Annotated in this window: 4 protein-coding genes and 1 tRNA gene; all 5 read right to left on the bottom strand. The window is 39.1% G+C overall.

What is annotated here, in order from left to right:
- Window positions 1–67 precede the first annotated feature (67 nt).
- Window positions 68–6,295 carry an ESPR-type extended signal peptide-containing protein gene (locus KUI_RS01730; protein WP_014840162.1) on the bottom strand — a complete coding sequence of 2,076 codons (6,228 nt, stop codon included), beginning with the start codon at window positions 6,293–6,295 and terminating at the stop codon, window positions 68–70.
- A 443-nt stretch (window positions 6,296–6,738) separates the two neighbouring features.
- A complete protein-coding gene (locus tag KUI_RS01725) occupies window positions 6,739–14,649 on the bottom strand; it encodes an ESPR-type extended signal peptide-containing protein (RefSeq protein ID WP_014840161.1) in 7,911 nt (2,636 codons plus the stop codon).
- Window positions 14,650–14,915: 266 nt separating this feature from the next.
- The gene (locus tag KUI_RS01720; RefSeq protein ID WP_014840160.1) at window positions 14,916–15,554 is read right to left on the bottom strand and encodes a 50S ribosomal protein L25/general stress protein Ctc; all 639 of its coding nucleotides are present in this window, start codon (window positions 15,552–15,554) and stop codon (window positions 14,916–14,918) included.
- Between the two features lie 82 nt (window positions 15,555–15,636).
- Window positions 15,637–16,590, bottom strand: coding sequence for a ribose-phosphate pyrophosphokinase (locus KUI_RS01715; protein ID WP_014840159.1), 954 nt, complete (start codon window positions 16,588–16,590; stop codon window positions 15,637–15,639).
- 37 nt (window positions 16,591–16,627) lie between these two features.
- Window positions 16,628–16,704 (bottom strand) — tRNA-Gln (locus KUI_RS01710).
- Window positions 16,705–16,781: the final 77 nt, after the last annotated feature.

Here is a 16,781-nt window from a genome sequence, read left to right as displayed (position 1 = left end):
ATCAGAAATCCATTTCAAGCAAAAAATATAAAACATAGCAAAAGAAGAACAGCAACCTCACTTAAAATCACCATTGATATGCAGCACCAATAGAGCCGCCAACTTGGCTACGAGAATCACTAGAAACAGAACCCTTGATTATCCATTTTCCATCTTCAGAAATTGTAGATAGACCCATTGCAAAAGCTGATTGTCCAGCGACAACACCACCAGAAACCGCAAATGCACTCTTTCCTGGCTTATATGCCTGAGGGAGACCAGCCGTAGCCATCGCCATCGCAGCTCCGCCCAATGAGTCTTTGCGTGCCTCTTGGATTTTGCTTCCTAGCTGACCTTGAACATTCGCAAGTTCTCTATCAACATAACCCTTGGAACTTGCATGATGTGCTTCTGTCGGAATTCCCACGTTGGAGATGCTCATTCCGCCTGCATTGATACCATTATTGGTAATAGATGGCCCTTTCTCACCTATTGTTAGCCCTTCTTCACTAAGTTGTACGCCTTTTTCACCTTTGGCAATGGTAACACCAGCATCATCAATACGAATAGACTTACCAGAGGCATTGCCACTCTCATCAAGCGTTTTGAATTCAGCACTATGTAAGCCTTTCAGATTTCTAGACATACGAACGGTTAGTACTTTTTCAGAAGAAATTTTAGTATCGTTAGCACTCAAATTATGAGCAATTACACCGATATTTTTATCCTCAAGAGCCGTTAACTTGCTTGCATCCGATTCGCCACCAATTATGGTCAATGTATTTGAAAGAGGCTTCTCCAATACATCCTCAGTATCGCCCTTAAATCTCAAACCGTCATTCATGGTTGCAACCTCAGCCGTAGGAGTACCCGAATTATCAGTTATTTGTATGCGTGTAACAGACTCGCCACTCAAAAGATTAGGAGAACCGCTATGAGTCATCGTGATACCCATAGATACTTCATCCTGCTGGTTATGATCTTTCGAAAGTAACTTCTTAGTATTGTTAAAACGTATCTCAGATGGGGTGATTGTAATGCCTTCTTTTCCGTGCTCATTTTTAATATTTAAAAATCCGTCCGTCCCAGAACCGCCAAAGGAGCCACTCTTCACATTAAGATCATTACGCAAAGCTACACGAATAACTGTTTCCCCATCTTCAGTTTTTTCGATTTTTGTCATGATATTGTAGCCAGAATCAAATTCTTCCCAAGTTCTGTTTTTATCTGATCCAACTATTTTTACTTTTGTATTTAAACTCGCATGACCACTACCATCTGCAATGTTAGCTTCGATTTTTAGACCATCATTGAGCGTTGCTAATTCTTCATCAACAACCTCCTCAGATCCAATGTTGTAGCTGTGAGTTAAGCGACGTTTAGTTTTGTCAGGAGTTGAAAGGCTACCCATACCTTCAGTTGAAGTGCCTAACTTTGAGAATCCATCTACATCATTAATCGTAAGACCATCGTGCATGAGATCAGTTTTTAGTTCGGAATCATTACCAGTTACGGTGACAATGCCTGCACCCTCCTCATCCACTGTCGCTGAGAATTTTTCTTCACCATCTAAAGATTTCAATATAATGTTCGGAGATTTTTCATTTGCCAACATTCCACCAACAGTGAGACCAGCAAACTCAGGTACTTTTTTGAAAGCAACCGTGTACTTCACGCCCTTTCCGTCTTGTTCGATAGTGGTCATGACATTTTCACCGCCATCAAAAAGAGTCACGTCAGTGTTCTTTTCAGCACCCTTGACTGTTATGGTATTGTTCAATTTCACATTTTGTGGCTGACCTGAGTTGGCAACGTATTTCATTCCATCATTCAACGTAGCAAAGTCCACTCCATTTATCTGTAGTCTTGGAGCAGTCTTCCCTGTGACATCGGCTTCTCCGTTTGTTGTTACGTCCAGAGTTATTTTTCCATCTTCACCAGATTTATTATCCACACCATTAAAAACAAGAGAATTTGGAGTTAACTCTGAAGATTGACCAGACGATGCATCTTCAGCTTTAATCTTCGACAGCTTGATATCTTTACGAACACCTATTCTTAAGATGCCTTTGTCATCAATCCAAGTCATAACATTTGAAGAATCAAATTCGTTTTTGTTGGCATTATTATTAGAATCGTCCCCTTTTATGGATACTGTTTCACCAAGTTTTTTTGGCGTATCACCTATGTTGGTAGCAAAGTTCAGAGGACTATCTTGCAAGGTACTCAAGTTATTTTTTACCATGGCAATCTGACCATCTACATAGCCTTTATTGGTTGCATGATTGTCTTCAGTAGGTGTTTGTATACCAGATATTTTTCCATCAGATGTAATCTGAACTGAACCAACTTTAACTAGTTCTTTCGTAAATTTGGTTTTTTCATCAAAAGATAAGCCCTCCGAATTTAGTAATGGACCATCTTTAATTTCTATACTTTCAATATCAGTTAATGAAGAATTTAGTTTGGTTTTAAATCCCTCAGATGTAACTTCTGAAGTTATATTTTTATCGCCATAAAATACAACCGAAGTACCTATAGCGAATTTTTTACCTTCACCTTCATCTGCTTTTAGTATGTAGCCTTCTTCTTTAAGGGCTTGTATTTTATCTTTTACGAATCTAACATTTGAAGCATCATTGTCTGCAGATCCATAAGCAACATTTTGAATAATTTTATTGTTAGCATATATTCCAGATTTAGTAATGGATGGTCCGCCTAAAATTTTTAATCCTTCATCATTTAATATATTGGATCCAATTTCCGCTGACTCTAACCCAACAAGAGATTTCTTCAAACCAATTATGATTTTTCCAGCTTCTGATTTAGTAGAAATATTTAAACCCAAATCAGTATCTATAAAATTAGAATCTTTTCCCTCTACTGATAGTTTTTCACCTAACTGCAGAGTAAAGTCACCCCCATCATTTGCTGAATACTTGATTCCATCTATTGTTAAACTTGATACAGTATTTTTTAATGCAAAATCAACATATTTCTTATTTACAGCTTGATCTTGTTCAGTAGGCTCAGATAACCCAGAAATAAAGCCACTTGAATCTAAATTTAAAGAACCCAATTTAATCTGATTAAGACCTACTTTATTACCATTAATAAAATATAAGCCATCACCACTAATTGAAGTTCCATCTTTAAATTCTACATTATCTATTCCTCTTAAAGTAGTATTTAGAGTTATATTTATTCCCTCATTGTCTAAAGATGAATTTATATTTTTATCACCTATGAATTTTATTGTTGAACCAATTGGGAAATTGATTTCTTTTTCTTTATCTCCCTTAAATTTATATCCCAAATCAACTAATTTTTTTACTTCTTCTTTAACAAATTTCACATTAGTAGCATCATATTCGTTTGAACCAACACGTACATTTGTGATTACTTTATCATTAGCATCTATTCCATTTGTGGTCAATGATGGACCGTCATTTATTAACAGACCATCATTATTTAATTTAGTACCGTTTGAAAGAGCAACACTATCAAGTTGAGATAAAGATTTTTTAAGTCCTATTATTACTGAATTTCCATCCAGTTTAGTTGATATATTTGCTCCAGAATCTGTTTCACTATACTCTGCAAGTCCAGAAATCTTAAGGGTACCTCCTAATGAAAAATTTACTTTACCCCCAATATTTGCATCAATAAAAAAACTTCCAGGCGGTACAGATAAAAACTTTTCATTTAGAAAAGCTAAATTTACTGCATCATTATCGTTAATTGGTTTTTCTAATCCAGAAAGTCGATTGGTACTAGGATCTATAGTTATTTCTCCTATATTTAAACCGTTTCCATTAAGATTAATCCCATTACCGACTGTCAACCCGTTAATTCCAAACTTAACTTTATCATTAAACTTTAGTTCAGAACTTGTTATAGATGCATTTTCTTCAAAAGCAATCCTAGAAACTCCTGTAATGTTCTTATTTAATTCTAAGCTAATTCCATTTGAACCAACTAACGTGGTTATATTCTTATCTCCATTAAATAAAATAGAGGAACCTATTTGAAATTTGTTTCTTGAATTGTTATCACCTTCTAATGTGTATCCTAAATTTTTTAATTCATTAACTGAATCAGTAACATTTTTTATGTTTGCAGCATCTGTTTCATTGATACCTGTTTGCAAATTAACAATTTTTTTATTATTTACATTTATACCTTCTTTAATAATCTTGGGACCGTCTGTAATGTCTAATCCAAAATCGCTAAGTTTTGTTCCATCGACAGTACTGATACTTTCAATTGCTTGTATATCTCTAGCTAGCTTTATGTCTATACCCTCATTGCTTATATTAACTCCAATGTTATTTTCTGTAAGACTTAAAGTATTAGCACCGCCCCGAAAAGTAATTTTATGACCAAGATTTCTGCTCAACTCGCCGATTCCATCGGTTTTAAATTTTATTGGAACATTTCCAATAGCTTGGATTGATGAGAATAACTGAGATCCATTGATAGCATCTGTACTCGTTTCTGAAATTGAACCTGTAGCCACATGTTTTATTTGCCTCTCTTTACCTTGTGAACCAACTGATATTGACCCGTTAGCCAATGAAGATCTACCTACCCAATTATTATTTATTTCAATCCCTCCACTAACACCTCCAAACGCCACTTTAAGAGATGTTGGTATTTCAGTAACAACTGCACCCCTTGAATTGTTTCCCAAAATAACTGAGTTCGAGACTAAAGAAGATTCTATTGAATTTCCTATAGCTACAATTTGATCAGAATCTATTAAGTTGTGGTTTCCAATTGAAATTGAATGACTACCTGTTACATTGGTTCTAGAATTAACTAAAGAATTATTAATATCCTCTGTAATAGTTCCTGTGCCAATTGCAATTGAGTATGGACCAGCAATTTCATTGCCAACTCCAAACGCAATGCTTGATATTCCATTAACACTATTTAGTACACCTACTGATGTAGAACCCATAGAGGAAACAATGTTTTTGTACCCAAATGCATTTGCGAATTTTGCATTTACATTATTTGAATGACCTACTGCACTACTATGAATAGAAGTAGATATATTTTGATATCCAATAGCTGTTGAGTAATTACCATATGACCTATTCTCGAATCCTGCTGATATACTTTTTATACCAGTTGCATCATTTCTGTTTCCAACGCTCACTGCATTACTTCCTATTGAAATATTCCAGTTCCCAAATGCTTGTGCTGCGTCCCCATGAGCAAAATTACCCTTACCAACAGCAGAGGAATTTCTACCAAACGCTCTGTTAGTTGCCCCTACAGCCAAAACCTGTCTACCCATGGCAACAGTATCCTCTCCTATTGCAATTTGGGAAGATGCCCCCATTAATTCTGGACTGGGATTTTCCAATGCTTTTGCAATCATCTCCATAGCTTCAACTCTTGTCCCATCCAATCTCTCTCTACTGGCTATTTTCACATCGCTAAATCTTCCATATTTATTAGTTAATAAGTTATCAACTAAATTGTAATTCTCAGTCCCATATCTTATGGAATCTACTCTCAAATTAGAAAACCCTGCCAATGCATTCGTACCTATTGCAATGTCATTATTATTTAGAGAGACAGCAGCATTTCCTAGTGCAATAGACTTATCCCCCGATGAAATCGTTGAATTACCTAGTGCTAAAGAGTAGTTATTGAATGCAAAACTGTAGAATCCAAGAGCTAACCCATTTTTAGCAGTCGGTACAGAATCAATATTGTAAGAAGTCTTTAAACTACTTATTAATGATCCAAGTCTTTGAAGATCACTATATGAATCAATTTTTTTTGTTTTGTTGTAGACAAATTTTGAAATATCTCCCGAATAGGATTCTAATCCTAAAACAGTGGAATTATTTCCAACTGCATAATTCTTACTTCCTAAGGCAATTCCGTTATCCCCTAATGCATAGTTTAAGAAACCATAAGTAAAAGATTGAACTCCCTCATTAAAATTCCAAGAACCTAATGAACCTGATTGCGATTGTTTAATAACATTAGAAGTACCACTAGCAATGCCATCTACACCTTTTACATAGTTATAATTTCCAATGCCAGTCGATTTATTTCCATCCACATTATTGTGCTCACCAACTGAAGTAGAATCTTCACCTTTAGCAACATTCGAACCATTTGATACATACCCCCACACATCACCAGCAATTCCTGCTGTACCTAGCACCATTCCTAAAATAACTGATGACAACATCTTTGACTTAGATTTTTTACCACCAGCTTTTGCGACTTCAGAAATTGCAACCCAAGTGCCGAGCACTTCGTTGTAAATAGATTTGTAAATTTTGTTCATAAAGCACCCAATAAAAAAAGTAATCAAAAATAAAAAAAATTATTGAACCCTATAGTGGATTACCCTAATTTTGAAAAAGAGTGAAACATTACCATAAGATTACATATCATTACAATAATTTAGTAACCTTATTAATAACATTTTGTTGTATATACAACAATTTGAACAAAATTTATGCGGTTTGTAGGCTTGATTTGGATATAAATGTTGTAGAAAATCAATATGTTGGAGCAAAAAAAGACCTCCATTCGGAGGTCTAAAATTGCTACTGAACTTAGAAAATATTCAGATTAAATATAATATTTGTGGCTTTATTAAATGCAATTTTGCATTACATTTTTGCATAGTTTCAAAGCACCAAGTCCAACGAACCCGTGCCCGTGCCCAAGCCCGAGGCACGAAGCTCCACGAACCCGTGCCCAAGCCCAGAAGCCACAATCAAATTACCATTGATAAGCAGCTCCTATAGAACCGCCTACTTGGGTTCTTCCGTCACCAGACACAGTGCCTTTTAGTATCCACTTACCGCTATCTGATATCGTAGATATACCCATAGCAAAGGCTGAATGCCCTTTTACAGCTCCGCCTGCTACTGCAAACGCACTCTTACCTGGTATGTAAGCTTGTGGCAGTCCGGCCGTAGCTATTGCCATAGCTGAAGCACCTAATGCATCTTTACGGACTTCTTCGATGTTATTGCCAAGCTGATTTTGTTGTTTTGCTAGTTCAGCATCAACATAACCCTTAGTAGCTGCATCGTTTGCTTTGATAGGAGTGCCTACGTTGGTCACAGGCATACCGCCAGCATTGATACCGTTTGAGGTCATGCTAGGTCCGTTTTCTCCGACTCGCAATCCGTCTTCGCTAAATGAAGCCGTATTACCGCCTTTAGTGACAGTAACTCCGCCTGCACCTATCATGATGGATTGTCCAGTAGCATTGCCACCCGCATCAACTGGCTTGAATTCCGCAGACTCAAGGCCTTTCAGTTTTTTAGCTAGACGAACTTGCATAACCTTATCTGCAGGAGCTCGAGAGCCAGCATCTGCCACGTCCTTGACGATTACGCCGATGTTTTTATCAGCCTCAACCGTAGTCAGTTTTTTCTCGTCAGTCTCACCGCCAACCATGGTCAGGGTGTTAGAAAGCAACTTATCCACGCTTTCAACGTCGCCTTGGAATTTCAAGCCATCGTTCATTGTGGCAATGCTCTCCGTTTTCCCGCCCGAAGCCAATGTCAGCCGTGGTTTGGAGCTGCTAGCATCTTCCGATACACTAGGCACACCGTTAGGAGCTATAGATACAACCGCCTTGGTCGGTTTCGTAGCATCAGGACCGTTTTTGCTTATTTCTAAACCGTTGGTTGTAAGTTTAGTGCCTTCTGCAGAATCAGGTTTGTTAACTGCAATTTCAGGACCAGTATCACCTGCAGAATTAATAACTATAGCGGTTTTGCCATTTTTGTTTACGACGGTGATATTGCCATCCTTACCAGCGATTGCAGGTTGGCCGTCTTTCGCTTCAACAGGAGCTGTACCGACCACGGCAGTATCCACTGCGATATCACGTTTAAGTGCAACGGTGATATCAGTTTCACCCTTTTCGTTAGCCTCAATTTTGGTCATGATATTTCGACCATCGTCAAATTCCGACCAATTTGTATTGGCCGTGTCACCCTTGATATTCACTGTGGTGTTCAGTTTATTTGCTGAATCTTCTCCAGTATTCGCACTGAATTTCAAACCATCGTTCATAGTAGCTACATGATCAACCTGATCTCCATTTACCACTTGTAGACGAGTTGCTGGTTTAGTGCCGTCTACGTGATTTGGCACGTCTTGTGACATCTGGATGCCCGCATTAACAGCTGGTTGGCCGTCTTTTCCAGGAACGCCAGTGAAGTTAATTTTATCTGGATTGATAGATACAGTTTCCGTTCCGTCTCCGTTTGAGACAGTAACTGAGCCATCCTTGCCGTCACCGCCGAAGTTACCATCTTTTAGTTTAAGGTCTTTCTTCATAGCAACGCGAATCACTGTTTCACCGTTCACAGTTTCGACTTTGGTCATAATATTTTCGCCACCATCGAAGTCTTCCCATTTAGTGTTTGAGTCCGCACCAGCCACCTTGACTGCATTGTTAAGCTTAACGCCTGCTTTATCAGTGGTGTTACCCTTGACGATTAAGCCATCGTTGAGGGTTGCGATTTCTTCCGTTTTTCCATCAACAGTGTGAGTTAGACGACGTTTTTTCGCAGAGGCATTTGCAACCAAATCTTCCACACCGCCCGTACCCTGAGCATTTGTACCAAGATTTGATGTGCCTGACGCATCTTTAATAGCTAATCCGTCGTGTTTCAAATCTGTCGAATTAGCTCCATCTTTGCCTATGACGGATACTTTACCATTGCTATCGCTATCAGCCCCAATCTTCACGATATCCTTATCTGAAGCACCTTTCAGAGCAATCTCAGAATTACCTTTACCATCTACTGTGGCAATGATTTTGTCCTTATTTGCACCATCCTGAATTGCTAATTTACCTGGCTTAGCAACAGTAGAACCTTCGGCTGGAGTACCTGTCAATGTCACGTTCTCAAATTCAGGTGATTTCTTAATTGCGACCGTGTATTTGACACCATCCCCATCTTGAGCGACTTCGGTCATAACGTTTTTGCCACCGTCAAACAATTTCGCATTCGTATTTGCAGTTGCTCCTTGGATATTGATAGTTTGATTCAACGTTACGCTGATAGGGCCACCCACATTGCCAGCATATTTAAACCCATCATTAAGAGTGGCAATGCTCACATCATTTAAGCTTAAACGATTTAATGTGTTGCCCTTGACGTCCGCAGGTCCTGTGGTTGTGACCTTCATAGTTACTGTGCCGTCAGCTCCGTTCTTTCCGTCCACTCCTTCAAATACAAGAGAGTCGGGATTTAGAGTTGCAGATTTGCCCGCACCATCAGACGCTTTAATAGAAGACAGTTCAAGGGATTTTCTAATACCAATTCTAAGAACGCCATTTTCATCAATCCAAGTCATGATATTAGATAAGTCGAAATTATCTTTAGTTGCGTTAGAGTCTGACCCCTTGATTTTAAGCGTATCTCCAAGCTTTTTAGGAGTTGATCCATCGTTAGTTTCGAATGTAAGCGGATTATTATTTAAATTTGTGATGTGGTCATCAACATATTTTTTGTTTGCCGCATCTTTGTCATCAGTTGGGGCTTCGATGCCTGAGATTTTGTTTGAAGTAGGATCAATTCGAACATTGCCTGCTGTTAAGCCGTCAGAACCCAATTTAACATTATCGTTAATTTTCAAACCATCAGCATTTAAAATTGGACCATTTGAAATCGCCACGCTTTGCATGTTTTGAAGTGATTTATTTAATGCTATTGCAACGCCAGTATTTGAAGCCGTTGTAGTCAGGTTTTCATCGCCTGTAAACGCAATCGATGATCCGATTGGTTTCACGCCAGTTGTACCCGAATCACCAGTAAGCGTATATCCTTCATTTTTCAGTGCGTCAACTTTATCTTTTACATACTGAACGTTAGCAGCATCATTAGGACCTGATGTATCTGTTGCAGGTTTTAAGTTACTTATAGGCTTACCACCCGCATCGATACCTGCATTTGAAAGTGTAGGTCCATTTTCAATAGCTACACTAGTCAATCCCGTCAAAGCCTTCTTCAGTCCAATTAGAAGCTGACCATCAGAAGCCTGAGTTGCGATATTTGCTCCACCATCAGTATCGGCATAATTAGCTGTACCTTTAATCGTGATCTTTTGACCAAGTTTTAATGTGTGGTCGCCCCCATCATTGCCCGTAAATTTGATTCCGCCGTCTGTTAAGCCTTTAACTGCATCATCGAGGAATTTCTTGTTTACTGCATCTTTGTCGTCAGTTGGAGCTTCAAGTCCAGTGATTTTGTTTGAAGTAGGATCAATCCTGACATTGCCTGCTGTTAAGCCGTCATCAGCAAGTTTGATATTATCCGCAACTTTAACGCCATCACCATTGATTACCGTATCTCCAAATGTTCCAGATGTTAAACCAGTTAAGTCAGGTTTTAAGGCAAGTGAAATACCGTTAGCTGATACTGTTGATGTGATATTCGCATCACCTGTAAATGCAATTGTAGAGCCAACTTTGAAAAGTTGAGTTGCATCTGCATCGCCTTTAAGAGTGTATCCTGAATCGGTCAAACCTTTAACAGCATCTTTTACAAACTTAACGTTTGCAGCATCATTATCTGCAGAATTTTCATCAGCTGGTTTGAGGTTTGATATTTTTTTACCACCCGCATCGATACCATCTTTCTTAACTGATGGACCGTCTTTAACTGCTAATCCTGTATCGTCTAAAACTGTACCGCCTTCTGTAGTAAAGCTAGTCAATCCCGTCAGAGCTTTTTTAAGGCCAATTAGAAGCTGACCATCAGAAGCCTGTGTTGCGATATTTGCTCCACCGTCAGTATCGGCATAATTAGCTAAACCCTTGATCGTGATCTTTTGACCAAGTTTTAATGTGTGGTCACCGCCGTCATTGCCCGTAAATTTGATTCCGCCGTCTGTTAAGCCTTTAACTGCATCATCGAGGAATTTCTTGTTTACTGCATCTTTGTCGTCAGTTGGAGCTTCAAGTCCAGTGATTTTGTTTGAAGTAGGATCAATCCTGACATTGCCTGCTGTTAAGCCGTCATCAGCAAGTTTGATATTATCCGCAACTTTAACGCCATCACCATTGATTACCGTATCTCCAAATGTTCCAGATGTTAAACCAGTTAAGTCAGGTTTTAAGGCAAGTGAAATACCGTTAGCTGATACTGTTGATGTGATATTCGCATCACCTGTAAATGCAATTGTAGAGCCAACTTTGAAAAGTTGAGTTGCATCTGCATCGCCTTTAAGAGTGTATCCTGAATCGGTCAAACCTTTAACAGCATCTTTTACATACTGAACGTTAGCAGCATCATTAGGACCTGATGTATCTGTTGCAGGTTTTAAGTTACTTATAGGCTTACCACCCGCATCGATACCTGCATTTGAAAGTGTAGGTCCATTTTCAATAGCTACACTAGTCAATCCCGTCAGAGCCTTCTTCAAACCAATTAGAAGTTGACCGTCAGAAGCCTGTGTTGCGATATTTGCTCCACCGTCAGTATCGGCATAATTAGCTGTACCTTTAATCGTGATCTTTTGACCAAGTTTTAATGTGTGGTCGCCCCCATCATTGCCCGTAAATTTGATTCCGCCGTCTGCTAAGCCCTTAACCGCATCATCAAGGAATTTCTTGTTTACTGCATCTTTGTCGTCAGTTGGAGCTTCAAGTCCAGTGATTTTGTTTGAAGCAGGATCGATTCGGACATTGCCTGCTGTTAAGCCGTCATCAGCAAGTTTGATATTATCTGCAACTTTAACACCATCACCATTGATTACCGTATCTCCAAATGTTCCAGATGTTAAGCCAGTTAGATTCGGTTTAAGTGCAATAGCGACACCAGTGCCAGAGGCAGCGGTAGAAATATTTGCATCGCCTGTAAACACAATCGATGATCCGATTGGTTTCACACCAGTTGTACCCGAATCACCAGTAAGCGTGTATCCTGCATTTTTGAGTGCTTCAACTTTATCTTTTACATACTGAACGTTAGCAGCATCATTAGGACCTGATGTATCTGTTGCAGGTTTTAAGTTACTTATAGGCTTACCACCCGCATCGATGCCTGCATTTGAAAGTGTAGGTCCATTTTCAATAGCTACGCTAGTCAATCCCGTCAGAGCCTTCTTCAGTCCAATTAGAAGTTGACCATCAGAAGCCTGAGTTGCGATATTTGCTCCACCGTCAGTATCGGCATAATTAGCTAAACCCTTGATCGTGATCTTTTGACCAAGTTTTAATGTGTGGTCGCCCCCATCATTGCCAGTAAATTTGATTCCGCCGTTTGTAAGATCAGTTAATTTAGTAGTAAGGTATCCTAAATTTACAGCTTCATCGTTAGCTGTCGGGTTTTGAAGTCCAGATACGGTAGCTTTATTAGGCTGAATCACAACTGAACCTACAGTCAATCCAGCATCAGCAAGTTTGATATTATCCGCAACTTTAACGCCATCCGCATTAATCACGGTACCACCAAAATCACCCGAAGTCATGCCAGTTAGAGCTTTTTTCAGCCCAATCATTATGCCAGTACCCGTAGTATTAGTGGCAATATTATTCCCTTGGTCCGTATCCGCCCAGCTCGCATTACCTTCAATACGAACAGTTTCACCTATCTTGACGGTTTTTGCGTTGCCCGCATCACCTTGAACTTTTATGCCATTATCTATTATGGCTTTTGCAACTTGGAATAATTGCGAGCCGTTAATCGCATCGGTACTGTTTTCATTTACTGCTCCAGCCGCAACATTCACGATTTGACGTGGACCTAATTTGTGAGCAGCGTTTAATTGGTCTTGATTAAGTTTTGGAGTCCACTCTGGCTCTTTGAAATTAGCATCACCCTCTTTTATTTTGGCAATGGCATAGTCATCCGTTATATCAGAGATGTCAGCATCGGGATTATCTGTTAGTCTTGCTTTAATAAGTTCTTGCTTTTTAAATGCAATCTTAGCTAAATACTCTATGTATTCAGGTGAATTGCGTTTTTTCAAAGCTGGATCATTACCATTTTTTGTAAATAAGTCATCTTTGAAATACTCTTTTTTAATATTAGACCCAACAGATACAACACCATATTCTGCATTACCAACACCAGCAAAACTTGTCACAGATAGACCACTGATTTTTGCACTTGATATTGCAGTAGCAGCTTTACTTTCTGATTTATTACCTAAAATTACACTGTTTTGATGGGTCGCATTAATCCCTCTACCGAGGATAAATGTTCGGTCCGCAGATGAATTAATATTATTGGAAGAACCAATAGCCATTGATAAATTACTATCTATTGTATTTTCGTTACCGTAGCTGTATGAACCGTGATTGTTTATATTATTGTGATAACCAAATGAACCAGCATACCTTCCTTTAATACTATTCCAATCACCTGCTGAAAATGAATGTGCTACATATGATTTATTGTTCTGGCCAACGGCAAGTGAAGACTCACCCCTGGCTTCAGATGTGTTGCCTATTGCGGTAGAGTGAAAAACCCAGGCCTTAGCATTTGATCCAATTGCTGTTGTTGATTTTTCTAATGATTGTGCATTACCTATTGAAATTGATTTATCTCCAAGTGATATGGCATTATGCCCAACCGCTAAAGAAGAAGCATTCATAGCTTGAGCCGTTGATCCAATAGCAGTACTATTTAAACCCTTAGAAATAGATTTTGACCCTATGGCAATAGAATTATCTAAATATGCTCGAGAGGATTTTCCGACAACTAGTGCGTATTGCCCTTTTACTGCATTACTATTACCCAAAGATATAGAATGTACACCAGATACAGTGGATATATTTTGAAGAGTCGTCAAATCAGCACCAGTTACAGATGCATTACCTATAGATATTCCGTATAACCCAGTTACTTTATTGCCTACACCCACAGCTAAACCATTATGAGCCTCTACTGTATTCTGAGCTCCAAAGGCATTAGCTACAATTCCATTAACTAAGTTTTTATAACCTAGTGCGGTACTATTGTTTTTAAGTGCTACGGATTCGTTACCAATTGCTATAGATCTTTGACCAGCAGAAATATTTCGATTACCAAATGCCAGTGCCCCAAGATTTATAGCTAAGTTCTGTACACCGATAGCTTGCATTTCCTTTAAATTGGCAGCTGATATGGCAGTTAAGTTATATTTAGCTACTGTTTCATTAAGTTTTGTTTCAAGTGCATTCCAAGTCCCACCATTGCCAGGTTGGTTTGCACCAGTACCAGCTTTAGTTCGGATAGCAGAAAATTTTGTAAAGTCTCCCGTGAAATTACCCTTACCGAAGGCTAATGAATCTACACTAGTTGACATATTGTTACTACCTATAGCGGTAGAGTAATTTGCTGTTGATATATTCCTAAAACCAGCTACTAGAGCATTACCCGCTTTAGCATCGGTAAAACCTATCAAGTTCTGAGTGCCAAACCCTAATGATGCCCCACCATAAACTTTATTTTCTTCTCCTACTGCGACGGATTTACCTCCATCAACAACATTGTTCTTATTATCTGGGACGGTTGTTTGGGCAAATGAGACACTAGCACCTCCCGCAATTGTAACTATTATGGCAGTAGACAACATTTTGTTTTTAGACTTTTTACCACCTGTCTTTGTAATCTCAGAAACAGCAACCCAAGCACCTAATACTTCGTTATAAATGGTCTTAAAAATGGTATTCATTTGTGCATTCCTTTAGGTAAAAATTTAACAATTGAAATAGAATGTAGTCAAACGTGTAACATTCTAAAACTTTTATTTAAAAAAAGTTTTTACATTAACGGAATTTTACAATTTCTCACACATTAGCCCTTTACTCAGGGTCTTTGTGTTGATGTATGTACAACATCTTCGGTATTAGGTGTGTGAAAATATTGCCAAATTATGAGCAAAAAAACCTCCCAACTATGGGAGGTTTTATGTACAAAAATTGTAAAAAAGTCTAAAAATTATTCAGCTTTCTTTTCTTCTTCTGAAGAGGCTTCAGGTGCTGGACCATCAACCGGATCAGCAGACTCAGTAACTTCACGAGGAGATGAAGCTGAGGCTAATACCATATCTTCTTCAGGATTATGTCCCGTAAACTCAACGCCTGCAGGAGGTTTAATGCTACTTAAGTGAACTACACTGTCAGCCTCAAGCTCGCTTAGATCAACAACAATTTCTGATGGTAGATCTTTTGGTAAACATGTAACTTCAATTTCTGTAACGATTTTAGAAATTAAATTACCGTGTAATTTAACTGCAGGAGATACCTCATCATTAATAAAGTTAAGAGGTACTTTAGTAGTGATAGGTTGACCACGTTCTACACGTAAAAAGTCTATATGAAGAACTTGTGGTTTGTATGCGTGCCATTGAACTGCACGAAGTAAAACAGTTTCAGTTTTACCGTCTAAATCCATCTCTAAAAGGGAAGAGTGGAATTCCTGTTTACGTAATGCGTGGAAAATTTCATTGTGGTCAAGGTCGATATTTAAAGGCTCCCCTTTTCCACCATAAACGATGCCTGGTAAGCGACCTTCACGGCGCAGGCGGCGGCTCGCACTCGATCCCTGTACGCTACGTGCTTTAGCTGTAAATTTCATGGATAACTCCAAAACAAAAAGTTAAAAAAAGGGTGAAATCACCCCACTAATCCTGCCGCGACCAGCAGGAAAAACAAAAATCCTAATACTCCGCAAACATGGAGCTAACAGATTCTGCAGAAGAAATGCGAGAAATTGTTTCGCCCAATAAAGAAGCTGTAGATAACTGGCGAATCTTCTCGCAGGCAGTAGCTTCAGCCGAAAGCGGAATAGTATCAGTAACCACTAGCTCATCTATAACTGATTCGGTTACTCTTTCTACTGCAGCCCCCGATAAAACTGGGTGCGTGCAATATGCGTAAACTGTGGCTGCTCCTCTTTCTTTTAAGGCTTGAGCAGCTTTACATAAAGTACCAGCAGTGTCAACCATATCATCGATAATGATACAAGTACGTCCGTCTACGTCTCCGATAATATTCATAACTTCTGAAACGTTTGCTTTCGGGCGACGCTTATCGATAATAGCAAGCTCTGCTTCAAGCTGCTTAGCTAGAGCACGAGCCCTAACAACACCTCCAACATCAGGTGATACAGCGACTAAGTTCGATAAGTCGCGACGTAATATATCAGCCACGATAACTGGCGATGCATAAATGTTATCTACTGGGATATCGAAAAAGCCTTGGATTTGATCTGCATGCAAATCCATAGTAAGCACACGATTTACACCGACAGACTGAAGCATATTAGCCACTACTTTAGCTGTAATAGCTACACGTGCCGAACGAGGTCTGCGGTCCTGACGTGCGTATCCAAAATATGGTATAGCAGCTGTAATACTGCCAACAGAGGCTCTTCGAAGTGCATCAACCATAACCATAATCTCCATCAGATTATCGTTTGTAGGTGCACATGTAGGTTGAAGTACAAATACATCTCGACCTCGCACATGCTCAAGAATCTCAACCATAACTTCACCGTCCGAAAAACGACCTACAGTCATCTTCCCTAGGGACATATTAAGGTGATTAGCCACATCTATAGCAAGGCGTGGATTTGCCGTGCCCGTGAAGATCATGAAGTTATTTTGAGCCATGATATATATGTCACATGTGTAAGTGTAAAGAAGTAGATGGCTGGGGCGGAAGGATTCGAACCTTCGCATGCCGGAATCAAAATCCGGTGCCTTAACCAGCTTGGCGACGCCCCAATCATTTAGCACTAAAAAAGCACTAAGAAAATGATTTTAAGACAATCCCCAACATTTGCCAATTAAATTCGCTAACA

It is taken from the genome of Taylorella equigenitalis ATCC 35865 (assembly GCF_000276685.1).
In the GTDB taxonomy this organism is placed as follows: Bacteria; Pseudomonadota; Gammaproteobacteria; order Burkholderiales; family Burkholderiaceae_B; genus Taylorella; species Taylorella equigenitalis.
This window is presented reverse-complemented; position numbering and strand designations above follow the sequence as displayed.

What these genes read in the sequence shown, in the direction of transcription:
- KUI_RS01715 (WP_014840159.1), bottom strand. Translation starts at nt 16,590, where the DNA reads ATGGCTCAAAATAACTTCATGATCTTCACGGGCACGGCAAATCCACGC.
- KUI_RS01720 (WP_014840160.1), bottom strand. Translation starts at nt 15,554, where the DNA reads ATGAAATTTACAGCTAAAGCACGTAGCGTACAGGGATCGAGTGCGAGC.
- KUI_RS01725 (WP_014840161.1), bottom strand. Translation starts at nt 14,649, where the DNA reads ATGAATACCATTTTTAAGACCATTTATAACGAAGTATTAGGTGCTTGG.
- KUI_RS01730 (WP_014840162.1), bottom strand. Translation starts at nt 6,295, where the DNA reads ATGAACAAAATTTACAAATCTATTTACAACGAAGTGCTCGGCACTTGG.